This is a genomic window from Mesorhizobium sp. RCAM 05104 (assembly GCF_059683645.1).
In genome coordinates, this window is the sequence record NZ_CM185033.1 from 5,762,296 (window position 1) to 5,787,001 (window position 24,706).

General features: G+C 65.0%; 22 protein-coding genes and 1 pseudogene. 5 read left to right on the forward strand and 18 right to left on the reverse strand.

Going from position 1 to position 24,706, the window contains the following annotated elements; all coding sequences use genetic code 11:
* Positions 1–10 precede the first annotated feature (10 nt).
* From AC56QP_RS28225 to AC56QP_RS28250, 6 genes are all read right to left on the reverse strand, one after another.
* Complete coding sequence (locus tag AC56QP_RS28225; RefSeq protein WP_019859628.1) at positions 11–685, reverse strand: amino acid ABC transporter permease; 675 nt, start codon at positions 683–685, stop codon at positions 11–13.
* Positions 682–1,353 (reverse strand): amino acid ABC transporter permease, encoded by a 672-nt coding sequence (locus tag AC56QP_RS28230; protein WP_489862503.1) that lies wholly within the window; start codon positions 1,351–1,353, stop codon positions 682–684. Before AC56QP_RS28230 ends, AC56QP_RS28225 begins: the two co-directional genes overlap by 4 nt.
* A gap of 103 nt (positions 1,354–1,456) precedes the next feature.
* Entirely contained in the window at positions 1,457–2,245 is a 789-nt protein-coding gene (locus AC56QP_RS28235; protein ID WP_256752291.1) for an ABC transporter substrate-binding protein, read from the reverse strand.
* Between the two features lie 112 nt (positions 2,246–2,357).
* Positions 2,358–3,518, reverse strand: a complete 1,161-nt coding sequence (locus AC56QP_RS28240) for a saccharopine dehydrogenase family protein (protein WP_489862502.1) — start codon at positions 3,516–3,518, stop codon at positions 2,358–2,360.
* A complete protein-coding gene (locus tag AC56QP_RS28245; protein ID WP_013530560.1) occupies positions 3,515–4,015 on the reverse strand; it encodes an Lrp/AsnC family transcriptional regulator in 501 nt (166 codons plus the stop codon). Before AC56QP_RS28245 ends, AC56QP_RS28240 begins: the two co-directional genes overlap by 4 nt.
* A gap of 155 nt (positions 4,016–4,170) precedes the next feature.
* Entirely contained in the window at positions 4,171–5,046 is an 876-nt protein-coding gene (locus tag AC56QP_RS28250) for a LysR substrate-binding domain-containing protein (protein WP_489862501.1), read from the reverse strand.
* Between the two features lie 339 nt (positions 5,047–5,385).
* Between AC56QP_RS28250 and AC56QP_RS28255 the strand changes: the two genes are divergently transcribed.
* Together AC56QP_RS28255 and AC56QP_RS28260 are read left to right on the forward strand one after the other, a co-directional pair.
* Complete coding sequence (locus AC56QP_RS28255) at positions 5,386–6,135, forward strand: sulfite exporter TauE/SafE family protein (RefSeq protein ID WP_489862500.1); 750 nt, start codon at positions 5,386–5,388, stop codon at positions 6,133–6,135.
* 28 nt (positions 6,136–6,163) lie between these two features.
* Positions 6,164–6,745, forward strand: coding sequence for a histidine phosphatase family protein (locus AC56QP_RS28260; RefSeq protein ID WP_489862499.1), 582 nt, complete (start codon positions 6,164–6,166; stop codon positions 6,743–6,745).
* 33 nt (positions 6,746–6,778) lie between these two features.
* Here the strand turns inward: AC56QP_RS28260 and AC56QP_RS28265 are convergent, their stop codons facing one another.
* The gene (locus AC56QP_RS28265; RefSeq protein ID WP_489862498.1) at positions 6,779–7,180 is read right to left on the reverse strand and encodes a VOC family protein; all 402 of its coding nucleotides are present in this window, start codon (positions 7,178–7,180) and stop codon (positions 6,779–6,781) included.
* A gap of 105 nt (positions 7,181–7,285) precedes the next feature.
* Positions 7,286–8,065 (reverse strand): pseudouridine synthase, encoded by a 780-nt coding sequence (locus AC56QP_RS28270; protein ID WP_489862497.1) that lies wholly within the window; start codon positions 8,063–8,065, stop codon positions 7,286–7,288.
* Positions 8,066–8,469: 404 nt separating this feature from the next.
* Between AC56QP_RS28270 and AC56QP_RS28275 the strand changes: the two are divergent.
* A pseudogene (locus AC56QP_RS28275) lies at positions 8,470–11,032 on the forward strand (cation-translocating P-type ATPase).
* Positions 11,033–11,039: 7 nt separating this feature from the next.
* On the opposite strand, the gene AC56QP_RS28280 reads toward AC56QP_RS28275, so the two are convergent.
* The 3 genes from AC56QP_RS28280 to AC56QP_RS28290 form a co-directional block, all read right to left on the reverse strand.
* The gene (locus tag AC56QP_RS28280) at positions 11,040–11,735 is read right to left on the reverse strand and encodes a VIT1/CCC1 transporter family protein (protein WP_489862495.1); all 696 of its coding nucleotides are present in this window, start codon (positions 11,733–11,735) and stop codon (positions 11,040–11,042) included.
* Complete coding sequence (locus tag AC56QP_RS28285) at positions 11,732–12,136, reverse strand: OsmC family protein (RefSeq protein WP_489862494.1); 405 nt, start codon at positions 12,134–12,136, stop codon at positions 11,732–11,734. Before AC56QP_RS28285 ends, AC56QP_RS28280 begins: the two co-directional genes overlap by 4 nt.
* Positions 12,137–12,380: 244 nt before the next feature.
* On the reverse strand, positions 12,381–13,004 hold the full coding sequence (locus tag AC56QP_RS28290) for a cytochrome b/b6 domain-containing protein (protein WP_489862493.1): 624 nt from the start codon (positions 13,002–13,004) through the stop codon (positions 12,381–12,383).
* A gap of 324 nt (positions 13,005–13,328) precedes the next feature.
* Between AC56QP_RS28290 and AC56QP_RS28295 the strand changes: the two genes are divergently transcribed.
* Positions 13,329–13,760 (forward strand): hypothetical protein, encoded by a 432-nt coding sequence (locus tag AC56QP_RS28295; RefSeq protein WP_489862492.1) that lies wholly within the window; start codon positions 13,329–13,331, stop codon positions 13,758–13,760.
* 38 nt (positions 13,761–13,798) lie between these two features.
* On the opposite strand, the gene AC56QP_RS28300 is transcribed toward AC56QP_RS28295, so the two are convergent.
* From AC56QP_RS28300 to AC56QP_RS28330, 7 genes are all read right to left on the reverse strand, one after another.
* On the reverse strand, positions 13,799–14,986 hold the full coding sequence (locus AC56QP_RS28300) for an efflux RND transporter periplasmic adaptor subunit (RefSeq protein ID WP_489862491.1): 1,188 nt from the start codon (positions 14,984–14,986) through the stop codon (positions 13,799–13,801).
* Positions 14,987–14,988: 2 nt separating this feature from the next.
* A complete protein-coding gene (locus tag AC56QP_RS28305; protein ID WP_489862490.1) occupies positions 14,989–17,331 on the reverse strand; it encodes an ABC transporter permease in 2,343 nt (780 codons plus the stop codon).
* Between the two features lie 17 nt (positions 17,332–17,348).
* Positions 17,349–18,062: an ABC transporter ATP-binding protein gene (locus tag AC56QP_RS28310; RefSeq protein ID WP_489862489.1), complete on the reverse strand. Its 714-nt coding sequence runs from the start codon at positions 18,060–18,062 to the stop codon at positions 17,349–17,351.
* A 235-nt stretch (positions 18,063–18,297) separates the two neighbouring features.
* Entirely contained in the window at positions 18,298–21,495 is a 3,198-nt protein-coding gene (locus tag AC56QP_RS28315) for an efflux RND transporter permease subunit (protein ID WP_489862488.1), read from the reverse strand.
* Positions 21,492–22,454 (reverse strand): efflux RND transporter periplasmic adaptor subunit, encoded by a 963-nt coding sequence (locus tag AC56QP_RS28320; protein WP_489862487.1) that lies wholly within the window; start codon positions 22,452–22,454, stop codon positions 21,492–21,494. The genes AC56QP_RS28315 and AC56QP_RS28320 overlap by 4 nt, the downstream gene beginning before the upstream one ends.
* Before the next feature lie 11 nt (positions 22,455–22,465).
* Positions 22,466–22,666 (reverse strand): YgaP family membrane protein, encoded by a 201-nt coding sequence (locus AC56QP_RS28325; RefSeq protein ID WP_140813415.1) that lies wholly within the window; start codon positions 22,664–22,666, stop codon positions 22,466–22,468.
* Between the two features lie 151 nt (positions 22,667–22,817).
* Positions 22,818–24,125, reverse strand: coding sequence for an NAD(P)/FAD-dependent oxidoreductase (locus tag AC56QP_RS28330; RefSeq protein WP_489862486.1), 1,308 nt, complete (start codon positions 24,123–24,125; stop codon positions 22,818–22,820).
* Between the two features lie 221 nt (positions 24,126–24,346).
* Here AC56QP_RS28330 and AC56QP_RS28335 point away from each other — a divergent pair, with 221 nt between their 5' ends.
* Positions 24,347–24,682, forward strand: a complete 336-nt coding sequence (locus AC56QP_RS28335) for an ArsR/SmtB family transcription factor (protein WP_489862485.1) — start codon at positions 24,347–24,349, stop codon at positions 24,680–24,682.
* Positions 24,683–24,706: the final 24 nt, after the last annotated feature.

Here is a 24,706-nt window from a genome sequence, read left to right on the forward strand (position 1 = left end):
GGGTTCGATGTCACAACTGTACCTCGCCATGGGCGGCGCCCATGCGGCGTTCGAGCCGGCGGGCCAGCATGATCAGCGGATAGCAGACGATGAAATAGCCGACGCCGACGAGGAAGAACACCAGCAGGCCGTTGGGCACGCGCTGCACCACCAGCCAGCCGACGCGGGTGAGGTCGGTGAGCCCGATCGCCGAGACGACCGAGGAATCCTTGATCAGCAGCACATATTGCCCGACCAGCGGCGGCAACACGATGCGCATCGCCTGCGGCAGCACCACCTGGCGCATGCGCTGCCAGCGCGACAGGCCCGATGCCAGTGCCGCCTCGACCTGGCCGGTCGGCACCGAGCGGATGCCGGCGGCGACGATCTCGCAGATGAAGCAGGCAGCCAGATTGGTCAGCGCGATGATGCCGGCGGTGAAGGCGTCGAGCTCGATGCCGAACTCCGGCAGGATGAAGAAGATCAGGAAGATCTGCACCAGGAACGGCGTGCCGCGGATCAGGTCGACCCAGGCGCCGATCACGGAGCTGATCAGCCGGTTGCCGCCGGTCCGCAAGATGCCGAGGCCGAAGCCGAGCAGGGTGCCGAGCACCAGGCTGATCAGCGACAGCACCACTGTCATGCCGAGGCCGCGCAAGGCGAGGGGATAGGAGCCGGCGAGGCTGAGGAACTGTTGCCAGATCATGTCCGCGCCCCCGCCGTGCCGAGCCAGCGGCTGGACAGAGCAGCCAGTCCCTTCAGGCAGTAATAGAGCAAGAGGTAGAAGGCGGCGATGGTGAGAAAACCTTCCGCCGGCATGAAGCGGTCGGAGGCGAGCAACTGGCCGGCGCGCGTCAGCTCGGCGACCGAGATCAGCGACAGCAGCGCCGAATCCTTGACCAGCACGATCGCCTGGCCGAGCAGCGGCGGGATCGTCACCTTGAAGGCTTGCGGCAGGATGACGAGGCGCATGCGCTGGACGTAGGTCATGCCCGAGGCGACGCTGGCTTCGACCTGGCCGCGCGAGATCGACAGGATGCCGGCGCGAATGATTTCAGCGACATAGGCGCCGCTGTTCAGCGACAGCGCGAGGATGCCGACGACCAATTCCGGCAAGACGAAGCCGAGCCGCGGCAGGCCGAAATAGAGGAAATAGAGCTGCGCCAGCAGGGGCGTGGCGCGCACGGCGTCGATATAGGCCTTGGCCGGCGCGCGAAACAGCCAGCCGCGCTGCAGGTTCATGGCGCACAGCACGATGCCGACGGCGAGCGCGCCGACAAAGGACAGCGCCGACAGCCAGACGGTCGTGATCAGGCCCTGCCCGAACAGGGGCAGGTATTCCACGATGGTGCGAAAGCTGAAGTTCTCGAGCATCGTTGGGTGAATTCCCCAGAGCGAAGTCTATCCGTGATGGCAGAGTGTTGGACGGAACCGCGCCGATCCAGTCTGGCGCGGTTCCGTCCGAACGAAGAGCTGCTTAGTGGTCCTTCTTCCAGGCGTCGGAATTGACCCAGTAGTCGAGGTTCTTCTGCAGGCGGCCGTCGATGCTGACCTGGTTGAGGAACAGGTTCATCCAGATCAACAGGTCCGGCTCGTCATAGCGCGTGGCGAAGGCAAGCGGCTCCTTCGACAAGAGGTCCGGCATGATGGTGAAGGTGCCGGCCGGATAAGCGGTCGACTGGCCTTTCACCGCCGAAACGTCATTGACGCCGCAATCGGCCTGGCCGTTGTTGACGGCGTCGAGCAGCAGCGGACCGCCGCCCTTGTAGCTCTTGATGTCGGCATCGGGGAAGGCGGTCTTGGCTTCCTTCTCGCCGGTGGCGCCGAGCAGCACGGCGATCTTGGTGCCCTTGGCCTTGCAGTCCTCGGTGGTCTTGAACTTGCTGTCGGCCTTGGTGAAGACGGTGCTGCCCGTATACATGTAGGGCGTGGTGAAGGCGACCTTCATGCCGCGCGCCAGCGTCGGTGTCATGTCGGCGACCAGAAGGTCGGCCTTGCCCGACAGCAGCGCCGGGATCAGGCCGTCCCAGTCGAAGTCGAGGAAGGTGATCTTGACGCCCATCTCCTTGGCCATCAGTTCGGCGAGTTCAACCGAACTGCCGGTGCGTTCGCCATTGGCGCCGACCAGCGAGAAGGGGGGGCCTTGAGTCTGGACGGCGACGCGCAGTTCGCCGCGCTTGGTGATGTCGTCGAGTGCTCCGGCACTGGCTGCAGTGGTCAAGCCCGCAAGCGCAAGTCCGGCGATGAAAAGTCTGGCAATCTTCATGTGGCATTCCTCCCTGTTGTGGTTGTTGTTTTGCCCGCGGATTCCCTTGGGCTCCTTTTTGAACGGCGGGCGCCATTGCCGGCGGCGGCCACCGTTCGAAAATCTCTTGTCCTCAGTCCCAGGCCACCGTCTCGGCAACCTTGATGCCGCGCTTGGCCAACTCGTCGAAGAACGGTCCGTCGGGCACATGCAGCAGCGGGTTCAAAAGGCCCGGTGCGGTGATCTCGCGCCGCGCCAGCATCTGCGCCACGATGCTGGCGGGATAGCCGACGCCGAGGCTCATGCCGAACAGGCCCGAAGCCAGGTCGCGCTCGATGATCAGGTCCGACGTCACCGTCTTGGCGCGGCCGCCTTCGAGGCCGGAGAAGACATTGCGCATCACGCACAGGTCCTTCTCGCCGGGGCCATATTGCAATTGCGGTCCAAGCAGCCGGCCGAGGAATTCGCGCGGGCTGACGGCGGTGCCGGAAACCTTGTCCTCGGAGAGGAAGCCGAGCTCCTTCAGCGGCGCCCAGAACGCCGACCATCCGGGCCAGCGCAGCGTGTAGCGGCCCGAGCGGCGCAGCCCCTTGGCGGCGGAAAGCATCTCGACATAGTGCAGCGCATCGCCATTGGGGAAGGCTTCCAGCCTGCCCAGGCCGGCGACCTCGATCTCGTGGATGAAATGGCTGTCGTGCTGGCGGGCGGCCGGCACGGCGACGCGTTTCCCGTCCTCGATCATCACGCTGTCGCGGTTCTGGCTGACCAGGACCATGTCGAAGTTCCAGCTCACCTTGTAGCAAAGCGGCTTGGCCATCGCCTTCGGCTCGGGGATGCCGCCGCAATAGGAATCGATCGCGGTGATGGAGTCGAACTGCTTCGCGGCGCGCGCGTAGAGCACAAGGTCGATGCCGGGGTCGAGCCCGCATTCGGTCATGATCGAGACGCCGGCCTGTTCGGCGGCGGGCGCCAGGTCGGCGATGGCCTTGCCGTAATTGGTGGTGACCAGCGGCGTGCGCGTGGCGATCGCGGCCTGGACAGCCTCGCGCATCAGCGGCTGCGGCAACAGGTCGATGACGGCGTCGACATCCGCCAGCACGCCGGCCACGGCCGGCCCGATGGCGCCCTCGGGCACGACGAAGCGCACGCGGGAAAGGTCGGTCAGGCCGCCAAGCCGGGCCGCACCATCAGGTGCCGTGTCGACGCAAACCACTTCATCGACACCGCTGGCGACGAGATCGGCGATCGCCGCCCGGCCTTGCAGGCCGAGGCCTCCGAGAACCGCGATCTTCATGCCGGCTCCTTGCGGTCGTCCGACCAGCAGCCTTCTGGCAGGCTGACCCATTTGTTGCAGGACGCCATGACGACGAAGGTCTCGCTGCGCACGACTTCGCCCGGCTCGCCGGCGCCCGGGATCAGCTCGCTGGTGACGCGGTAGAGATCGGCGACGTCACCGGCCACGGTCACGTCGACGATGATGTCGAAGCGCCCGGTGACCACCGAAGCCGAGTTGACGAAGGGCAGTTCGGAAATGCGCTGCGCCAGCTCGCGGGCCCGGCCACGCCCCTGGGCATTGATGCCGACAATGGCCGAGATCAGCTCGGGGCGCTCGGTCAGGTTTAGCAGGCCGACGATCTTGAGCAGGTTGCGGTCGAGCAAATTGCGCAGCCGCGAGCGCACCGTCGGCACCGAAATCGCCAATATCTCGGCGATGCGGTTGATGCCCGGCTGCGCGTCCTGCGACAGCTGTTTGACCAGCCGCCGGTCAGTCAGATCGAGATGTTCCCGCAAAGGTCAGTCTTTCACAAAGAGAAAAAACATCGGCAATTTCTTTGCCTATATGCAAACAAGCTACGTCACGGATTTTCGAAAAGCAAGGCAATGATTCCACGCTGATGGGGATATGTCGGCGCCGCCCGCGCGCGGTTGCGGGCGCTGGCTCGGCTTCAGGCCAGCGCGGCAGCGAGCAATTTCGCCTGCGGCGTCAGCTCGTCGAAGCGGCGGGCGCAGAGATTGAGCTGACGCGTCGCCCAGTCGTCGGTGAGCCGCAGGCCGCGCAGCGTGCGGGCCGAGCGGCGCGCGGCACTTTCCGGCACGATGGCGATGCCGGCGCCTTGCGCGACGAGCCGGCAGACATTGTCGAGGCCGGGCACGCGGATGCGAACATGCAGATGGCCGCCGAGGCGGGCGGCCTGGCGCGTGATGTGCTCCTGCAGCGCATGGCCGGTGCTGAGACCGACGAAGGGCTCGCCGAGGATGTCGGCGAGTCCGGCGGCACGCAGGCCGGGCAGCCCTGGCCAGTTCCTCGCGGCGATCACCACCAGCCGATCGACGAAGAACGGTTTCTGCTCGAGATGCGCAAGGCCGGCCCAGGTCGCGGCGATGCCGAGGTCGGCGGCGCCGCTGGCCACCATTTCGGCGATCTCGTGGCTGGGGCGCTCGTCGAGGTCGATGTCGATGCGGGGATGCGCGGCAAGGAAGGCCGGCAGGGTGTCGCGCAGGAGTTCCGCCGTGGCGGCGGTGTTGGCGGCGAGCCGCACACGGGCGCGCAGGCCTTCGGCATAGGCGCCGAGGTCGCCGGCCATCGCCTCGATCTGGTTCTGCACCGCCCTGGCATGGTGCAGCAGCGCCTGTCCGGCCGCCGTCGGCACCACGCCACGGCGGCGCCGTTCCAGGAGCGGCGCACCGAGGCGCTCCTCCATGCCCTTGATGCGGGCGCTGGCCGAGGCCAGCGCGAGCCCGGCAAGTTCGGCGCCATGGGTAATGCTGCCGCGCTCGGCCACCAGAAGGAACAGCCGGAGATCGACCAGATCGAAGCGCATCTCTTTTGCTCCTGCTATCTCCATCAGCCTTCGTCCACGCCGAAGGCTGACACCGCAACTTCCACATTGTGGCCGGCCGGCATCTTCGTCAAACCATTTGCGATGGAGGTGTGCGATGCGCGAACGAGCATCAGGCCGATCCGGCATTCTTGAAGGCACGGCGATCGTGCTGGCCGTCGCCGTGGCCTGCCTTGCGGCGGCGCGGGCGGAGCTCGACCCGCGAGGATGCGCGACGGCGGTTGCTGCCGTCAGCCGCGATGCCGACCGGCAAACCCCAGCCCGGAGTCTGAAGCCACGGACATGCTGCTGCATGACTGATCCTGTCCTCAGGGTGCGATCATGCTGAGCGCCGGCGTCATCGCCTGGATCGGCGTCGTCTTCCTCGCCGCCGGCTTCGTCAAGGGCGTCGTCGGAATGGGCCTGCCGACCGTGGCGATGGGGCTGCTGGCGGTGACGATGCCGCCGGTCGAGGCCGCCGCCCTGCTGCTGATCCCGTCGGCGGTCACCAACCTGTGGCAATTGCTGAACGGTCCGTCCTTCGGCGGCCTCTGTAAACGTCTGTGGACGATGATGGCTGGTGTCGTGATCGGCACCGTCGCCGGCGCGGGCCTGCTCACCGGCACGCATACGGGCGTGGCTTCGGCGGGGCTCGGCGTGGCGCTGGTGCTTTATGCCATCATCGGCCTCGCCAGGGCCGGCTTTACCACGCCGGCGCGCCATGAGGCCTGGCTGTCGCCGCTGGTCGGCGTGGCGACCGGCCTGGTCACCGGCGCCACCGGCGTCTTCGTCATCCCGGCGGTGCCCTATCTGCAATCGCTGCGGCTGGACAGGGAAGACCTGATCCAGGCGCTCGGCCTGTCCTTCACCGTCTCAACGGCGGCCCTTGCCATCGGGTTGTTCTGGGAAGGCGCGCTGGCGTCGCCGACGGCGCAATTGGCGGGGTCGCTCGCGGCATTGGCGCCGGCGCTGGCCGGCATGTTCATCGGCCAGGCGCTGCGCCAGAGGATGGGCGTCGAAACCTTCCGCATGGTGTTCCTTGCCGGGCTGCTGGCGCTGGGCCTCTATCTTTCGCTGGAGGCGCTGCGCTAAAGCTGGAAACAGCAACGAAAGGCATCGCATGAGCAGCGCGTTTCCGCAGATCCACCTTGTCCGGCATGGCGAGACGGCGTGGAGCCTTTCGGGCCAGCACACCGGCCGTACCGACATACCGCTGACGCCGGCCGGCGAGGCAGCGGCGCGGGGCGTCGCGGAACGCCTGAAAGGCCTGTCGTTCTCGGCCGTGTGGTCGAGCCCGTCGCAGCGCGCCTACACCACCAGCGTGCTCGCCGGCTTCGGCGCGGAAAGCGTCAGGAAGGACGATCTGCAGGAGTGGGACTACGGTGCCTATGAGGGGCTGACGACCAGGCAGATCCTGGCCGAGCGGCCGGGCTGGACCGTGTTCCGCGATGGCTGTCCGCAAGGCGAGATGGCGGCCGATGTTGGCGCCCGGGCGGACAGGATCATCGCGGAATTGCGCAAGGCGAATGCCGACATACTGGTGTTTTCCAGCGCGCATTTCCTGCGCGTGCTGGCGGCGCGCTGGGTCGGCCTGCCGCCCGAAGGCGGCGCCCTGTTCGTGCTCGATACGGCCAGCATCAGTGTGCTCGGCTACGAGCATGATCTGGCGGAGCCGGTCATTCGCAAGTGGAACCAGAAATAGGGCCGGCTCTGCCCGGGGCTGGCCAGTTCAATTCTATTTGTCGAACTTCCTGATCGCCTCGGCGGTGACGGGCGTGAAGAAGTTGACCAGATTGCCGTCCGGGTCGCGGAACAAAAGCGAGCGATTGCCCCAGGGCATGGTGGTCGGCCTCTGCACGGTTGCGTCCTTGATGGTGTCGGACAGCCTTGCGAATTCCGCATCGACGTCGCCGACGCGGAATTCGATGATGGCGGTGTGGTTGTCGGCGGGGCGGGCGATGTCGCCGCCGAACAGCATCAAGGTTCGCGTGCTGGCGATCGCCAGCGTGCAGGCTGGCGTGACCAGTTCCGCGAAGTCCTCCGTGTACATCGTCACGGGCATGCCCGTGATCTCACCGTAGAAGCGCACGAGGCGCTGGACATCTGACGTGATGATGCGGACGGAGACGAAATTCATCGCATTGTTCCCTGATTGCCGGAGCCGCTGCCGGGCCCATCAGCGATCTATAAACGAGCCCTCCTGACAGCTTCCCGTCAGGATGCGGGCCAGATAGGCGGCAGGTTACCCACCCACCAACACCAGCTCCTCCGGCGTCAAATGCCGCGCGGTGCCCTTGGCGAGGTCTCCGAGACGCAGGCGACCAATGGCGATGCGGATCAGGCGCTTGACCTCGATGTCCTGGGCGGCAAGCAGGCGGCGGATGTGGCGGTTGCGGCCCTCGTCGAGCGCGATCTCCAGCCATGCGGTGCGGCCGCCCCTGCGCAAAAGCTCGATCGAGTTTGCCGTCAGGGTCTCGCCATCGACGGTCACGCCGGCGCGCAGCCTCTCCAGCGTCGCCGCGTCGGGCACGGTGTCGATCTGCACGTGATAGGTCTTGGGCAGATGCGAGGCCGGGTCCATCAGCCGGTTGGCGAAGCGGGTGTCGTTGGTCATCAGAAGCAGGCCCTCGCTCGCCTTGTCGAGGCGGCCTACCGGCGAGACGAAGGGCAGGTCGAGCCCTTCGAGGCAGGCATAGACGGTGTCGCGCTGCTGCGGGTCGTCGCGGGTGGTGACCAACCCGCGCGGCTTGTTGAGCATCAGGTAGACCTTGCGCTCGGCAACGACCTGCCCGCCGTCGACGACGATGCGGTCGCGGTTGAGGTCGACGCGCTGCGAGGCGTCGCGCACCACCTTGCCGCCGACGCGCACGCGGCCCTCCGCGATCAGCACCTCGGCCTGCGTGCGCGAGCACAGGCCAAGCTTCGACAGCGCGCGGTTGAGGCTGACGCCGGCCACGGGCTTGCCGCTGAGCGGCTTGCTGGTGGGCGGCCTGCCTCCGGGCTGGTTCTGGCGTGGTGCCATCTTTTTTCGGATCGGTCCTTTGACGCCGACAGATGCCATGGGTGGCGCGGGTATCGCAAGCGGCCGATGGCGCGAGCGCGAACGACGGCACAAGGGATCATCCGGCATAAGATTGCCCGTCACTCGCGGCGGTTCGTCCTTGTTCTTGATCAAGGTTTCGGCCCAGCCGCCCGGCTATCGTCGAGCCGGACGTCCGCCGGTGGGGCTCGTCGGGCATCGATTGGAATTCAAGTTCCGGGATTTGCACGTTGATATTGTTGGTTTTCCTGGCGATCTCCGGCTTGCGGTCCTGTTATCACACTGAAACATAGTCGCGGCATGGATGCTGTGCATCGGTGCCGCGAAGCATGCGGGTGCTGAACCGGCCATGACTTCGGTCGAACCGGCCGCCAGGGGAAATAGACATGGCCGAGGTGCCGACAGATCCCTTTCCCGGCCTCTCAGAGGCCGAGGCGCAAGCCAGGCTTGCCGCCGAAGGCTACAACGAACTGCCGAGGTCCAACCAGCGCACGCCGTTGCGGATTGCCTTCGAGGTCATCCGCGAGCCGATGCTGGCGCTCCTGCTTGGCGGCGGCGTTGTCTATCTCATTCTGGGCAATCTGGAGGAGGCGCTGATCCTGCTGGCCTTTGCCACGATGTCGATCGGCATAACCATCATACAAGAGACACGCACCGAGCGTGTCCTGGAAGCGCTGCGTGATCTCACCAGCCCTCGCGCCCTGGTCATTCGCAGTGGTGAACGCAAGCGCATTGCCGGTCGCGAGGTTGTCCGGGGGGATCTCGTCGTGCTCGGCGAGGGTGACCGGGTGCCGGCCGATGCCAGGCTTGTCCAGAGCCAGGACCTGCAGAGCGACGAGATCCCTGCTGACCGGCGAATCCGTGCCGGTCCGAAAGATCGCCGCCGACGGCGCCTCGCCACTGAGCGAACGCCGGCCAGGCGGCGACGACCTGCCTTTCATATTCTCGGGTTCGCTGATCGTTCGCGGCTCAGGCATTGGCGAAGTCCTGGCGACGGGTCCGCGAAGTGAAATCGGCAAGATAGGACACTCGCTGAGTTCAATGGAGACCGAACCGCCTCGACTGCAGGCGCAGATGCGGCGCGTCGTACGCATTTTCGCACTGGTCGGCGGCGCGGTCAGCGTCGTCGCGGTCCTGCTTTACGGGCTTCTGCGAGGCGGATGGCTTGACGCCGTGCTCGCGGGTATAGCGCTCGGCATGTCGATGCTGCCGGAAGAGTTTCCCGTCGTGCTGACGATCTTCATGGCCATGGGTGCGTGGCGCATATCGCAGGCGCGCGTCCTGACCCGCAGGGCCGCCGCGATCGAAACGCTCGGCTCGGCGACGATCCTGTGCACCGACAAGACAGGCACGCTCACCGAGAACCGGATGACGATCGCCGAACTTCGGACGGCGGATGGAAAGTCGTTTCGGATGGCGGACAGGCCGGGCACCGACCTGCCGGCGGCATTCGCCGATCTGGTCGAGACGGGTGTGCTTGCCAGCGCTCAGATACCTTTCGACCCCATGGAGATCGCTTTTCACAAACTCGGCAAGGAACGGCTGTCCGAGCACAAGGTTCTGGACAAACCGGATTGGGGACTGGTCCACGCATATCCGCTTCGACCCGGACTGCTGGCGATGTCGAATGTCTGGCAATCGATAAATGACGATGGCAATTCGCTGGTTGCGGCAAAAGGCGCGCCTGAGGCGATCGGGGCGCTATGCCATCTGAACGCAAAGGATTTCAAGGCCTTGAAGGGCTCGGTCGAAGCCATGGCGGCCGAGGGGTTGCGTGTGCTCGGCATTGCCCGCGGGTCTCATCGCGGCACCGACTTGCCCGAGACGCAACACGATTTCGAATTCGAATTTCTCGGGCTGGTCGGCCTGACGGATCCGCTGCGCGCGCGCGTTCCCGAAGCCGTGAGCGACTGCCGGTCCGCCGGCATCAGGGTGATGATGATCACCGGCGACTACCCGGCAACCGCCAAAATGATCGCGCGCGAGGCCGGCCTCGATGCCGAAAGCGTCGTGACCGGAAGCGAGATGCAAGCGCTCGGTGACGACGAACTGGCGCGGCGCGTGAAAACCGCGACCGTGTTCGCGCGCATCATGCCTGAACAGAAACTTCGCATCGTCAACGCGCTGAAGTCGAGCGGTGAAATCGTCGCCATGACGGGCGACGGGGTCAATGACGCGCCGTCGCTCAAGGCAGCCAATATCGGGATTGCCATGGGTGGCCGTGGCACCGACGTCGCGCGCGAGGCGTCGTCGATCGTCCTGCTCGACGACGATTTCGGTTCAATCGTCAAGGCAATTCGGCTTGGCCGCCGCATCTTCGACAATCTGCGCAAGGCCATGGGGTTCATCTTCGCGGTCCACGTGCCGATCGCGGGCCTCTCGCTGTTGCCGTTGCTGTTTGGCCTGCCGATCCTGTTCGGGCCGATCCACATCGCCTTTCTGGAGATGGTGATCGATCCCGTGTGCTCGCTGGTCTTCGAGGCTGAAAGCGAAGAAGACGACGTCATGCGCCGTCCGCCCCGCAATCCGGACTCGCCATTGTTCTCCGGAGCGTTGATCAGGTGGGGGCTGGTCCAGGGGACGCTCGCCTTCGCGCTTCTCGCGGGCATTTACCTTGCCGCCCTGAAACAGGGTATGGCCGAGAACGAAATCCGGGCGCTGACGTTCTTCTCGCTGGTGCTGACAATCGTGGGACTGATCTTTGTCAACCGCTCCTTCAGCGCATCGCTTCTGACCGCGCTCATCAGGCCGAACCGATCGCTCATGATCGTTGTCGTGGCCGTCGCTTCAATGCTGGGCGGGACGCTCCTGTGGCCATCCGCCACCAATCTGTTCCGCTTCGGACCTCTGCATCTCGACGATCTGGCTGTGACGCTCGCGGCGGGGTTTGCTGTGCTGGCATGCCTGGAGTTGCTGAAGCCATTCTGGCGGGCGCAGCTAAAGGCCTGACATTGGTTCAGACCGCCGTGCCGACCAGCGCGCCGATGCCGGCGGTGAGCGCCATGGCGAAGGCGCCCCAGAAGGTGACGCGCAGCGTGGCGCGAAGAATGTTGGCGCCGCCCGCTTTGGCGCCGATGGCGCCCAGCAGAGCAAGGAAAAGCAGGGACGCCACCGAGACCGTCAGCACCAGCATGGAGGCCGGCGACACCAGCACCATGAGCAGCGGCATCGCAGCACCCACGCTGAAGGTCGCCGCCGAGGTCAGCGCCGCCTGGATCGGCCGCGCCGTGGTCATTTCGGAGATGCCGAGTTCGTCATGGGCGTGCGCGGCCAGCGCATCCTTGGCCATGAGCTGATCGGCGACCTGGTGCGCCAGGCCCGTCTCCAGCCCGCGCTTGACGTAGATCTGCGCCAGTTCCTCGCGCTCGAATTCGGGCTGGGTCCTGAGTTCCTCGCGTTCGCGGGTAAGGTCGGCGTTCTCGGTGTCCGACTGGGAGCTGACCGAGACATATTCGCCGGCCGCCATCGACATGGCGCCCGCCACCAGGCCGGCTATGCCGGCGACCAGGACCTGCGACGTCGGCGCGGCGGCCGACGCCACGCCGACGATCAGGCTCGCGGTCGAGACGATGCCGTCATTGGCCCCCAGCACGGCGGCGCGCAGCCAGCCGATGCGCGACACCAGGTGGTTTTCGACATGCAGGCGGCTCATGCTTTTCTCCTGATCGTGCCTTCGAGTTTCGTGGCGGCCGCGACTGTATTGGAAATCGTGCCGTATTTGCGGACGTTCTTGTGCAGCAGCTCCAGCCGCTGGTCGGTTTCATCGGTGTCGACGACAAGCTCGTAGTCGATGGAGGCAATCCCGGGCGGGGTGTCGCGCCGAACCGCATGCAACGCGACCTTGACGCCGCGCAGCTTGAAACCGAGCATCGGGGTGACGCGCTCTATGCCCTTGATCATGCAGGCGGCGACGGCCGCCAGAAGCAGTTCGGCCGGATTGAAGGCATCGGCCCGGCCCTCGAGGCAGGTGTCGAGAACGAGCGTGGCGTTCTTGGTGGTGGCCACGCTGCCTCGTGCATCGGTCCGTCTGGCTTCAACGCTGTATTCGAACATGATGCACCCGCTTCGCCGCCTGGCAGGCGGCGTTTTGGCGTTTCTAGCCTCTTTTCAGGAGCCCGGTGTTGATCCAGGTCAGAATCTGATCGGCATCTTGAAATGTCGGGTCGGCTTGGCCGCAGTCCATATCGAACAATCAGCATGGGGCATGGTGCTGAAGGACAGCACCTTGGTCGCCTGGCCGACAGCAGCATCCTTGCGAGCCCCCATGACATCCGCGGCACTTGGCAGTTGCTGTTTGTCAGTCAGGTCGTTTGCGTCCGGTAACCATTGCCCTCGCGAGGTTCTCGTGATGCACGAAGCTTGCCAGGATTACGCCGAGAACGTGGAAGACAATCAAGCCAAGCGTTATGCTGGCAATCACTTCGTGGGACTCACTGAAGGCACTCCTGCCTCCGCGTTCTCCGACTTGATTCTCGTCGTCTTCGACTGTCTGCGCTCCCCCGATGGAGGATGTCTGCGCATACAGTGGAGCCAACGGCCCGGCAGCGTCTTCTTCAGCGTACCGGACAAGCCCGGTCACCACCGTCGCAGCCAGGAAAGCCAAAAGCGCGATCACCATTGCGCCGCCGGCCGGGCTGTGCCCGACGTAGCGCTTTGCACGCGCACGCACGAGGTCCCAGAGGTAGTGGGTGGCCGCTACCGGACCGGTGATGAAGTCAGAAAACCGCGCATGGCGCGGCCCGACAAATCCCCACACGATACGGGCGAAGACCAGCGCTCCGACAATGTAGCCCGCCCACACGTGGACGATCTTTGCGTCTTCCGTAAGGTATGCAACGAAAAATCCGACGGCGACCGTCCAGTGAGCTATGCGAACAAAAGGATCCCAGACCTGTACGTCGGAGGAAGCTCGAGCGTCCATACCATCAACTCCTTGCTGAGGGTCCATCAGAAACAGGCAAGTCGGCTTCCCGTGCCTTGACCTGGATCAAAGCGCTGCAGCTGTTCACCCGATGGACCAATGATCCTGACGCTTACCGCAGCAGGCTGACGATGTTGGGCATTTGGGGTATCGAGGCCGATCTGCAGCACCGCATTGCCATGGCAAGCCGCTCAGGGCGATTTCACAGGTTCCTGTAATCTTCGCCCGCTCTCGCTGCGCACCGACAGACCACGCTTTCATTGACACAGGTCAAGTTCGCAACCGGTGCCCGTGCTAAAAGTCCAAAATTTGGAGGAGAAATCAATGCTCTCGCGTCGTCGTGCTCTCATCGCGTTGCTGGGCGTCTCCGTGGGATGGGCGTCGGCGATCGGTTTGACTCAGTCCCAGGCAGCGCCTGCTGTGTCCGATGTTGAAATCAGGCAATCGATCATATCGGCGACTGGCCATGCCGGGAACGCCATCGAGGTCGCAACCAACGCGATCCAGGTCGCTGTGGCTGTTGTGAACAGCGACCTGAATGGCCCACTGATTACGCATCGCGATCGAGAGGCGGACGCGGCGAAGATCGTCGAAGCAATAATTGCTGTTCTCAAGGGCAGCCCTGCCTATGACAAATTGCTGGCAATTCACATCGACTACGTCTCGCGTGAGCCGCAGGCAGATCATTCACACGTGGTAGACGGTGTCGACTATCGCCGAAATCTGAGCGGAAGCTTCGATTTACATAAAACATAGAGATGGACGGCACATCGGTTGACCGTCGAACAGCACGTTTACTGGAGCTTGACCTCGCTCCCCTCGGCAAGGCTGGCAGGTGGATAGACGACGACGATCTCGCCAGGGCGCACGCCCTGCGCCACGGCTGCAACGCGTGCTGAAAGCCGCGCAACCTCAATCTCTCGGAGATGAACGCGGCCTTCCTCGACAACGAAGACGCTCCAGGCATCGCCGCGCCGGAACAGGGCTCCGATCGGCACGACGATTGCCTGGTCGTTCTCGTCAACCACGATCTTGACCTCGACGCGGTAGCCATCCCCCAAGCTGGTCCACGTCTCTCGTGGCGAGGTTATGTCGACGACCACCCAGACGCGCTGCTCCTCGACGCCGAGCGCGGAGACCTTGGTGAAGCCTGAGGGCTCGACGCGCCGCACGGCCCCATGCAAATCCGTGGGGCCGCCCCAGCGCTCGATGATCACCTCGTCGCCCTCCCTTATCCGGGCGGCATCGGTCGTCAAAACGTCGACGGCAATTTCGAGATCGCCAGGATCGCCCAATTCGAGCAGCGGAGCTGCCTGAGCGACAATGGTCTCGCTCTCCTGCATGACCCTGAGAACGCGGCCGTCTATGGGGGAGGCTACCGGGAAACTCTCGCCGGCCTCGGAATTGTCGGCGGACTTCAGTGCCGCGCGCGCCTGTTCCAAAAGATGCGTGGCGGCGTGCCAGCGCCGCTCGGCGGCATCGGTTTGTCGCTGCGTGGAGCGGAACAGGAATTCCTCACGCTCGAGCTGAGCCGCGGCCGCCACGTTGCGCTTGACGAGCTCCCTGGTGCGTTCGAGATCCGCACTGGCTTGAGCCAGCAGCACCTTGGCCTGCTCGTGAAGCGATGCCGTCTCCTCGACTGCCGCCTCGGCGGCGCCGACCTGGGCCTCGAGCTCCAGCCGCACGCGGGGGTCGAGAAGCGGCGAAACTGGCGGCGTAATGGTCGCCAGCTTCTGTCCCGTCCGCACGGTATCGCCGGCCTTGAGTGTCAACCTCTGGATCCGCCCTGACAAAGGCGCCGACACCAGGTAGCGATCCCGAACGCGCGTGCGGCCGTCCTCTTCAACCGTGTCCTGGAAGCGCGAGGTCGCCACCTCGGCGGTTTCGACAAGGGTCGGCTGCGGCATCAGGAGCCAGTAGAAACCCAGTGCCGCAAGTGCCAGCACCAGTGCGCCCGCGATCGAAGTTGTTCGACGCTTCATGTTCAGTCCCTCGTCTTCAGGACAGCCACGAGATCGAGCCTGTCGATCCTGCGGCGGATTGTGATGAAACTGGCAATGGCCGCGCCGATGACCAGGAGCGCGGCGATGGCATAACTGCTCCGATCGATCACAGCGGGGATCTGAAACGACTCGCTCGCACGCGCCGACGCGATCAACTCGATCAGGTACCGACCGATCAGGAGCCCGGCGGGGATAGCCACAATCAGCTCCACGACAAGCTCGCTGATAATGACGGCGGATACCTCACGCCGCGTCAGTCCGATGATGCGCAGGCTGGCCAATTCCCAGGCGCGCTCCTGCAGGGCGATGCGGGCACTGTTGTAGACCACGCCTAAGGCGATCAGCATTCCAAACCCTGAGAGGACCAGCGCGCCGATAACCACCATTCCGCCGATCGTTTCGTTGAACAACGCAAACCACAGGGCCTTGACCGAGCTTCCCTCGATCTTCGGCATCGACCTTATCCTCGACCAGAGCCGTTCAGATTGACCCGGATCGATCCTGAAGGTCGCGACATTCGCAACGGAACCCTCCCGCATCAGACGATTGAGTGCGGTGCGCTCCATCGTCACCGACGCCCCCAGAATATCGTCCGAAATCCTGCGGACGGTGACTTCTCTCACGGCTCGGCTGCCTTCGAGCACCTCGATCATGACACTGTCACCGGCCTCGAGGTCGAGTTGCCTCGCGATCGTCCGGCTAAGCATGATGCCATCGGAGGGTACGGCAATCGGCCGTAGCGCGCTGTCTCTCAGCACCTTGAGCTCGGAACCGGAATCCAAACCAGTCGCCGAGGTGCGATAGGCGCGATGCCCAGCTCGCAACGTGATCGGCACGACACGCTGGACTTCAGCTTCGAGCACGCCAGGTATCGCCCGCAATTCGTAGAGCGCATCCGCCGAGACCGGTTCCGTGAAGGTAACAAAGGCGTCGCCGCGCTCGATGCGTCCAAAACTTACATCGATCATGTAGTCGATGGCGTCGAACCAGTAGAGCCCGAACAGAATGAGCGGAATGGCCAGCGCGATTCCGACGGTCGTCAACAGCGTCCTCACGGGCCGTCCGAGGATCGTGCGCGCCGCTATCACGTACTGGAGCGGAATTCGCTGGCTTCCAATCGTCTGCAGCCAGCTGAAAGTGTGCAACGCGGGCGGCGTCTCGGGACGCATGGCTTCGGCGGGAGCAAGCATGGCAATCCGGTATACCGCCGATGCCGCGGCAAGGTTCGCCGCGCCGACACTGACAAGGGTCGCCGCAACAAGCAGCCATGGCTCCAGTTGCGCCTCCAGCGATGGAAACCGGAAGAAAGCGGCATAGCTCCCGACGACCCCAATCGCGAACCAGCGCCCCACGACCAGACCTATCGCCGATCCCAGCAATGCGATGGCGGTGACCGGCTTGAAGTAGTGGAAGGCGATGATCCGGTTCGCAAACCCCAACGCCTTCAGCGAAGCGATCTGACCCCGTTGTGCTTCCACCATCCTGCCGATGACGATGTTGAGCAGGAACGCCGCGATGCCGAAGAAGACCGACGGCATGACGATGCTCAGTGTCTCCTGCTCCGCCAGTTCATCCTTGAGAAAGCGGTGCGACGGCTGATCGCTCCGGCCATAGGCTCCGGTGCCGCCGTATGGCGCCAGCAAACGATCGACCTCTTCCAGGACATGCTGCGGTCCTGCGCCGGGCGCCAGAGTCATCAGCGCGTCGTTGAAGGCGCCTTTCATGTCGAATGCGCTTGCCACCGCATCCTCGCTTGCCCACACCACCACGAAATTCCGATCGTCCGGAAGCGGCACCGCGGCGCGGGTGGCAAAGATGAATTCGGGTGACAGGGCGGTGCCCACGACGCGGAAGCCTTGCAGCCGGCCGTTGAGCACCACCTCCATGGTTTCTCCGCTCCTCACGGCGCGCGCCTCGGCATACGCCGCGTTGATGATGACTTCTTCCGGATGCAGCGGATCAGGCCAGCGTCCCTGCACGAGATGCAAGCGGTTGAGCAATGGCTGACCCGCGGCCGGGAGCGAGATGACGCGCCCCGAGATCGGGAGGTTGGTGTCCTCGCGGATCACGCGCACCGGCTCGGCGACGCGCGGCTCCACGATGCCGATGCCGTTGATTTCGCGCAGCCGATCGACGATCGAGAGCGGCGCGCGCGTCATGCCCACGAAGATGTCGGCGAAACGTTCGTTGCGGTAGTGCGCCTCCATGGCGCCGATCAGCGCCTGGTAGTTCGACACCGACATCACGAAGACGGCCACGCCGGCCGCGACGAGCAGCGCGATGCTGAGGACCTGAAGCCGCATAGACCAGAGGTCGCGCGCCACCTTGATGTCCAGGACGTTCACCATGTCACATCCTCGGCCCGGATGCGCCGCGGATTCGCTTCCTCCTTGACGATGCGCCCGCCGCTCAGCCGCAACACGCGATGAGCCATCCCCGCGATTGCCGAGTTGTGAGTGATCACGGCGGTCGTCGTGTTCAGCTCCGCATTGACCTTGGCGATTGCCGCCAGAACCAGCCTGCCGGTGTCGACGTCGAGCGCGCCGGTCGGCTCGTCGCAGAGCAAGATATCCGGCCGTTTCACGATTGCGCGCGCCACCGCGACGCGCTGCTGTTCTCCACCGGACAGTTGTGAAGGAAAGTGACCGGCGCGATGTGACAGTCCGACAAGTTCGAGCGCTTCGGCTGGTCTCATCGGATTGCTGGCGATCTGCGCGACCAGCCGCACGTTCTCCTCGACGGTGAGGCTCGGTATCAGGTTGTAGAATTGAAACACGAAGCCGACATGCTCGCGCCTGTATGTGGTGAGCTGCTCGTCGCTGGCCCCGGTCAGTTCGTGATCTCGCCAGGTCGCCGTGCCTGACGTTGGAGCGTCCAATCCGCCGAGGATGTTGAGCAGGGTCGATTTGCCTGACCCGGAAGGGCCGAGAAGTACGATGAATTCGCCTTGTCGGATATCGAGGTCGACGTCCTTCAGCGCCACGACACGTGAATCGCCCGCGCCATAGACCTTGGTCAATCCCCGGGCCACGAATACCGGGGCCAGAGGCTGCATGACTGAACTCTCCACGTCTCGTCCCTGGACTCTCATGCGGACTCCGGTTCCGGCCCACGCCGGACAGGTCCTACAGCCTGGACGGCCTGATCACCTTGACTCTTGTCAAAATCGGAACGGTGGTAAGCAAACGCAGTCCCCGGAGCCAGGCACGATATCCCGGTTCCGCGTCAACCAGCCTCCGTTCGAGAGCCCGGTGTTGATCCAGGTCAGAATCCGGCCGCGCTGTTCGCGTTCACGTGCGCAGCACCCTGTAGATCGCGGGGATGACCAGCACCGTCAGCAGCGTTGAGGAGGCCAGGCCGAACAGCAGCGAGATCGCCAGCCCCTGGAAGATCGGATCGGTCAGGATCACCGCCGCGCCGATCATGGCGGCGAGCGCGGTCAGCAGGATCGGCTTGAACCGGATCGCGCCGGCCTCGATCAGAACCTCGCGCAACGGCCTGTCGGGCCACGCCGCGTGGCGGATGAAGTCGACCAGCAGGATCGAATTGCGCACGATGATGCCGGCCAGCGCGATGAAGCCGATCATCGAGGTGGCGGTGAACGGCGCGCCGAACAGCCAGTGTCCGCCGAGGATGCCGATGAAGGTCAGCGGGATCGGCGTCAGGATCACCAGCGGCACCTTGAACGAGCCGAACTGGGCGACGACCAGGATGTAGATGCCGAGCAGCGCGACGCCGAAGGCCGCGCCCATGTCGCGGAAGGTCACCCAGGTGACTTCCCATTCGCCGTCCCACAGAAGCGTCGGCCGGCTTTCATCCTCCGGCTGGCCATGCAGCGAGATCGCGGGTTTCTGCAGTCCGGTCCAATCCTGCGCGTCGATGGCCTTGCTGACGGCGAGCATGCCGTAAAGCGGCGCCTCGAAGCTGCCGGCAAGCTCTGCCGTCACCGTTTCGGCTGCGCGGCCATTGTGCCTGAACACCGGGAACGAAGCGCGCTCCGGCGTCACCCGCACGACATCGCCGAGCTCGACCACGCCGCGGTCACCGGGCAGGACATTCGCCGGAATGGGCGTGGTCAGGAAGCGCTCGTCGAGCGTCCTTTCGCCCTTCGGCCGCTCGATGCGGATCGGGATCGGCTGGCGGCCGCCGCCGCGATGCGAATAGCCGACGGTCTTCCCACCGTTGAGGATGGCGAGCGTGTCAAAGACGTCGCTTTCCTCGACATGGAAGAACTCCACATCGTCGGTGGAAATCGTGGCGCGCAGCCGGCGTGCCGGCTGTCCCCAGGAATTGTCGACGTCGACGATGAAGGGAACGGAGCGGAACGCCGTCTCGATCTTGCCGGCGACCTTGCGGCGCGTCTCGCCGTCGGGTCCGTAGATCTCGGCCAGCAGGGTTGCCAGCACCGGCGGACCGGGCGGCGGCTCGACGACCTTCAGGCTGGTGCCTTCCGGCACGGGGATGGTGGCGATGCGCTGGCGGACGTCGATCGCGATCTCATGGCTGGACCGGCTGCGGTTCGCTTTCGGCACCAGGTTGAGCGCAACGTCGCCCTGCTGCGGCTCGGTGCGCAGGATGGCATGGCGGACGAGGCCGTTGAAGTTGAAGGGCGCCGCCGTCGCGGCATGTGTCTGGACCGATCGAACCTCCTTCAGCTCGAGGACCTTGGCGGCGACGGCCTGCGCCACCGCGTCGGTCGCCTCGACGGAAGACCCTTCCGGCAGGTCGATGGTCACCGACAGTTCGGACTTGTTGTCGAAGGGCAGGAGCTTGACCGTGACATGCTCGGTGTAGAACAGCGCGAGCGAGCCCAGCGTCAGCACGCCGACGGCAAGCAGGAAGGCCCAGCTCGCCTTCTTCGAGGCCAGGATCGGCCGGGCGACGGCGGTGTAGGCGCGGCCGAGCGGGCCGCCATTGCCATGATCCGCATGGGCGTGCACTGGCGCCCGTCCGGCGAGTTTGAGCATCAGCCAAGGCGTCACCGTCACCGCGACGAAGAAGGAGAAGATCATCGCCGCCGAGGCATTGGCCGGGATCGGGCTCATATAGGGGCCCATCATTCCCGAGACGAACAGCATCGGCAGCAGTGCGGCGACAACGGTCAAGGTGGCGACGATGGTCGGGTTGCCGACTTCGGCCACCGCCTCGATCGCCGCCTGCCGGCGATCGCGCCCGCCGCCCATGGCCCAGTGGCGCGAGATGTTCTCGATCACCACGATGGCGTCGTCGACGAGGATGCCGATGGAAAAGATCAGCGCGAACAGCGAGACGCGGTTCAGCGTGTAGCCCATGACGCGCGAGGCGAACAGCGTGAGCAGGATGGTCACCGGAATGACGACGGCCACGACCATGGCTTCGCGGCGGCCGATGGCGACCCAGACCAGCACGATGATCGAGATCGTCGCCAGGCCGAGATGGTAGAGGAGCTCATTGGCCTTGTCGTTGGCGGTCTCGCCGTAGTTGCGCGTCACGTCGATCGAGACATCGCCGGGGATCAATCCGCCCTGGAGCAGGGCGACCCGGTGCAGGATGGCGTCGGCGACGGAGACCGCGTTCGAGCCGGCGCGCTTGGCGATGGCGAGCGTGACCGACGGCACGCGCTCGACGCCGGCGCCGGCCCGGGTGACCGTGGACACCAGCGCATCACCGGTGTCGGTGGCGAAGGCGACGTCGGCGACGTCGCGGACATAGACGGGGCGGCTGTCGCGCGAGGTTAAGAGCAGGTTGCCGATTTGGTCCGGCGAGGCCAGCGTCTCGCCGGCGACAATATCGATCTGCTCGCCCTGATTGCGAACGCGTCCGGCCGGAAACGCCTTGTTGGCGCCGGACACCTTGGCCACGAGCTGCTGCAGGGTGACGCCGTAAAGGGCAAGCTTTTCCGGGTTCGGGTTGACGCGGATGATCTCTCCGGTGTCGCCGACCAGATAGGTCAGGCCGACATTGTCGATCTTGGCGATCTCGGTGCGCAGTTCGCGCGCGATGCGGGTGAGGTCGTTGGCCGTCATGCGCGCGGCCGCCTCCGGCTTCGGCGACAGCGTCAGCGTGACGATGGCGACGTCGTCGATGCCGCGGCCGACGATCAGCGGCTCGGGTACGCCGACGGGAATGCGGTCCATGTTGGCGCGCACCTTGTCGTGGACGCGCAGCACGGCGGCATCCGACGAGGTGCCGACGACGAAGCGGGCGGTGACCATCACCTGGTCGTCGCGCGTCTGCGAATAGACATGCTCGACGCCGTCGATGCCCTTGACGATCGTCTCCAGCGGCTCGGTGATCAGCTTGACGGCGTCGTCGGCCTTCAGCCCGTCGGCGCGCACGAAGATGTCGACCATCGGCACCGAGATCTGCGGCTCCTCCTCGCGCGGCAGCGTGAGCAACGCCACCAGCCCGAAGGCGAAGGCGGCGACCAGGAACAGCGGCGTCAGCGGCGAGGCGATGAAGGCCCGCGTCAGTGCGCCGGCGATACCCAACGAGGAGGGACCCTTCATGGCGTGACCACGACATCGCCGGCCGCGAGGCCTGTCAGGATCTCGACATAGTCGCCGTCGGCGCGCTTGGTGCGCTCGCCGGTGACCACCGCGCGCTCGGCCTGTGCGCCGCCGGCGGCGACGCGCACGAAATCGATCCCCGAACGGGTCTGGATCGCCGACGCCGGCACCAGCAGCGCGGAGCGCTCGGCGACCGGCAGTTCGACCAGGACGCGGGCATCGATGAAATTGGTATCGAGATTGTCGACCTCGACGTCGGCTATGACGCGACCATTGTCGATCTGCGGATAGATCTTGGCGAGGCGGCCGGCGGCTCCCTTGCCGCCGGCATTGATGCGGATGGCGGCTCCCTGCTTCAGCGACGCCGCGTAACGCTCCGGAACGGCCAGCCGCAGGAACACGCCGCCGCCACCGATGGTGGCCACCACTTCACCGGCCATGATGACGGCGCCGCGCGTCACCGGCACGGTCAGCACGCGGCCATCGCCGGGCGCAAAGACATCGCCTTCGGCGCCCTGCTGCACGATCACCGAACGCTGCGCCTCGGTCGCGGCTAGCTGGTTGCGCGCGACGTCGACCTCGGTGCGCAGCTGATCGAGGCGCTGCGCGGTCATGACGCCCTTGTCGACCAGCGTCTGGCCGCGGGCGAGTTCGGACTGCGCCGTCTCCAGCTGTGCCTGCAGGGCGCGCAACTGGGCATCCAGCGCGGCGACCTGGAAGGCGATCTTGTCGTCCTGGACGGTGGCGATCTTCTGCCCCGCCTTGACCAGTTCGCCCTCGGTGACGGCCAGGTCGACGATCAGGCCGCCGATGCGGGCGCGCGCCGGAACGGTGTCGCGCGCCTCGACACGGCCATAGACCGCTTTCCATTCGGTCACCGTCGTCGGCGCCAACGTCAGCGTGCCGGCAAGCGCCGGAGAGGCCGCCAGCAACGCGGCGAACAAAAGAGGCATGCGCATGCGGGTCTTCCTTAGAATGCGCATCCCGGCTTGACGCCGAGCTTGCGGAAGACCATCGCCGCCGGGCAGAAGCCGGTGAACGCCGACTGCAGCATGTTGAGCCCGACGAAGACCGTCAGCCAGACAAACAGCGGCGAGACAAAGGCGGTGAGCACGACGGACAGCAGCACCATGATGCCGGCGAAAGCGAGAACGGAACGGTCGAGGGACATCGTCATCTCCATTTGTATATGATCATATCTAAATATATGTATGTTATCGTTGGCCGCAAGAGGCGGCGCCAGATTTGCCGCCGGCGGTCGCGGGCCTTCGTGCCCGTCAACCGCCGTCCGCAAAAAGCCCAGCCGCGGCGGCTTGCTCCGGTCAGGCTCCCGGGACATCCGCTGGCGCCTCGACCTTGATCTGCTTGAGCTTGTCGATGCCCAATACCTGCAGCGCGAGGCGCTCGTAGAAAGGCTCGGACTTGCCGGTCCTGATCTTGTGCAGGAAATACTTCTCGAAGCCGACCTTGGCGGTGTGCACCCATTTGCCGGAGGACGACCAGTTGACGTTGCGCGGCGGGATCTGCGGCTGCGCCACGAAGGCGACGCCGGAATCGCCGAAATCGGCGAGGCAGACCGCATTCCACGTGCCCTGGGCATCGGGCTCGTCGCCCTTCACCAGCCGGCCGATGTTGCGCGCCGTCGCCGTGACCATGGATTCGATCATGAAGCCGGTCTTGGGCACGCCCACCGGTACCGGCGTCTTGCCGATCGGCGGGATGGCGACGCAGACGCCGACCGCGAATATGTCGGGGAAGGCCGGGTTGCGCTGGTGCTTGTCAACGACGATGAAGCCACGCGGATTGGTGAGCCCCTCGATGCCGCGCACCGCCGCCACGCCACGGAAGGCCGGCAGCATCATGGCATAGGCATGCGGCAATTCATGCGCCTGCCTGACCGACCCGTCGTCGGCGATTTCCTGGACGAACATCTTGCCCGGCTCGACCTTGTCGACCTTGGCGTTGCAGATCCATTTGATGTGATGCTGGCGCATCTCGCTCTCGAGCAGGCCCTTGGTGTCGCCGACGCCGTCGAGGCCGAGATGGCCGATATAGGGTTCGGAGGTGACGAAGGTCATGGGCACGCGGTCGCGCACCCTGGCGTCGCGCAGCGCCTTGTCGAGGATGAAGGTGAATTCGTAGGCCGGCCCGAAGCAGGACGCGCCCTGGACCGCGCCGATGACGACCGGACCCGGCCTTGCGACGAGCGCGTCGAAGGCCGTCCTGGCCTTGAGCGCGTGATCGATGTGGCAGACCGATTGGGTGTTGTGCTCCGGCCCGAGGCCCTCGATCTCGTCGAAAGCGAGTTCGGGGCCAGTGGCGATCACCAGATAGTCATAGGAGACGGATGAGCCGTCGTTGAGTTCCACCGTGCGCTCGACCGGGTGGACGCGCCTGGCTCCCTGCGGATGAAAACCGATGTTGCGCCGTGCCAGCACCGGAGCAAGGTCGATTTCGACCGCCTGCCGGTCGCGCCAGCCAACGGCGACCCAGGGGTTGGACGGCACGAATGAATAGTGGCTGCCATTGTTGACGACGGAAACCTGGTGTTCCCTGGCCAGTCCGTCGCGAAGCTCGTAGGCCATGATGGTGCCTCCAAGTCCGGCACCCAGGACGACAATATGCGCCATGCTCTTTCCTCCTTCGCGGCGTCGCCTTGGGGCAACGCCGACATTGCTCTCCCACGCAGGAACCGGCACTGGCTGATCATGCGCCATCCTGGCCGGCCGCGACTTGATGCGGGTCAAACGAACGTGCTGGCGGGAATCCCCCGCGTATCGATCCATCGGCTTGACAGGCGCCGGCGCCAGACTAATATTATTTGTAACTCTTAATATGATAATGTGTTCATATGCGCAATATAAAAATCACCGAACTGGACAAGCGGGCGCGTGAAGCGTCCGAACTGCTCGCGGCCATGGCCAATGAGAAGCGGCTGATGATCCTGTGCCATCTGCTGGACGGCGAGACGAACGTCAACGAACTGGCCGAGCTGGTCGCGATGAACCAGTCGGCGCTATCGCAGCAGCTTTCGAAATTGCGGGCGCTTAAGCTCGTGGATACAAGGCGCGACGCCCAGCAGGTCTACTATCGGCTGGCCTCGGCGGAGGTCGAGCGCATCCTGCAGACGCTCTACGGCATCTATTGCGACCCGCAGACCAGGATTGCGAAGGCCGACAGCCGGTAGTTTGCCAGCTCTGGCGTCGCGCCG

What these genes read in the sequence shown, in the direction of transcription:
- AC56QP_RS28225 (WP_019859628.1), bottom strand. Translation starts at nt 685, where the DNA reads ATGATCTGGCAACAGTTCCTCAGCCTCGCCGGCTCCTATCCCCTCGCC.
- AC56QP_RS28290 (WP_489862493.1), bottom strand. Translation starts at nt 13,004, where the DNA reads ATGGACGCTCGAGCTTCCTCCGACGTACAGGTCTGGGATCCTTTTGTT.
- AC56QP_RS28240 (WP_489862502.1), bottom strand. Translation starts at nt 3,518, where the DNA reads ATGAAGATCGCGGTTCTCGGAGGCCTCGGCCTGCAAGGCCGGGCGGCG.
- AC56QP_RS28320 (WP_489862487.1), bottom strand. Translation starts at nt 22,454, where the DNA reads ATGCGCATGCCTCTTTTGTTCGCCGCGTTGCTGGCGGCCTCTCCGGCG.
- AC56QP_RS28235 (WP_256752291.1), bottom strand. Translation starts at nt 2,245, where the DNA reads ATGAAGATTGCCAGACTTTTCATCGCCGGACTTGCGCTTGCGGGCTTG.
- AC56QP_RS28315 (WP_489862488.1), bottom strand. Translation starts at nt 21,495, where the DNA reads ATGAAGGGTCCCTCCTCGTTGGGTATCGCCGGCGCACTGACGCGGGCC.
- AC56QP_RS28270 (WP_489862497.1), bottom strand. Translation starts at nt 8,065, where the DNA reads ATGGCACCACGCCAGAACCAGCCCGGAGGCAGGCCGCCCACCAGCAAG.
- AC56QP_RS28230 (WP_489862503.1), bottom strand. Translation starts at nt 1,353, where the DNA reads ATGCTCGAGAACTTCAGCTTTCGCACCATCGTGGAATACCTGCCCCTG.
- AC56QP_RS28295 (WP_489862492.1), top strand. Translation starts at nt 13,329, where the DNA reads ATGCTCTCGCGTCGTCGTGCTCTCATCGCGTTGCTGGGCGTCTCCGTG.
- AC56QP_RS28310 (WP_489862489.1), bottom strand. Translation starts at nt 18,062, where the DNA reads ATGCAGCCTCTGGCCCCGGTATTCGTGGCCCGGGGATTGACCAAGGTC.
- AC56QP_RS28280 (WP_489862495.1), bottom strand. Translation starts at nt 11,735, where the DNA reads ATGAGCCGCCTGCATGTCGAAAACCACCTGGTGTCGCGCATCGGCTGG.
- AC56QP_RS28330 (WP_489862486.1), bottom strand. Translation starts at nt 24,125, where the DNA reads ATGGCGCATATTGTCGTCCTGGGTGCCGGACTTGGAGGCACCATCATG.
- AC56QP_RS28300 (WP_489862491.1), bottom strand. Translation starts at nt 14,986, where the DNA reads ATGAAGCGTCGAACAACTTCGATCGCGGGCGCACTGGTGCTGGCACTT.
- AC56QP_RS28255 (WP_489862500.1), top strand. Translation starts at nt 5,386, where the DNA reads ATGCTGAGCGCCGGCGTCATCGCCTGGATCGGCGTCGTCTTCCTCGCC.
- AC56QP_RS28260 (WP_489862499.1), top strand. Translation starts at nt 6,164, where the DNA reads ATGAGCAGCGCGTTTCCGCAGATCCACCTTGTCCGGCATGGCGAGACG.
- AC56QP_RS28265 (WP_489862498.1), bottom strand. Translation starts at nt 7,180, where the DNA reads ATGAATTTCGTCTCCGTCCGCATCATCACGTCAGATGTCCAGCGCCTC.
- AC56QP_RS28250 (WP_489862501.1), bottom strand. Translation starts at nt 5,046, where the DNA reads ATGCGCTTCGATCTGGTCGATCTCCGGCTGTTCCTTCTGGTGGCCGAG.
- AC56QP_RS28335 (WP_489862485.1), top strand. Translation starts at nt 24,347, where the DNA reads ATGCGCAATATAAAAATCACCGAACTGGACAAGCGGGCGCGTGAAGCG.
- AC56QP_RS28325 (WP_140813415.1), bottom strand. Translation starts at nt 22,666, where the DNA reads ATGTCCCTCGACCGTTCCGTTCTCGCTTTCGCCGGCATCATGGTGCTG.
- AC56QP_RS28285 (WP_489862494.1), bottom strand. Translation starts at nt 12,136, where the DNA reads ATGTTCGAATACAGCGTTGAAGCCAGACGGACCGATGCACGAGGCAGC.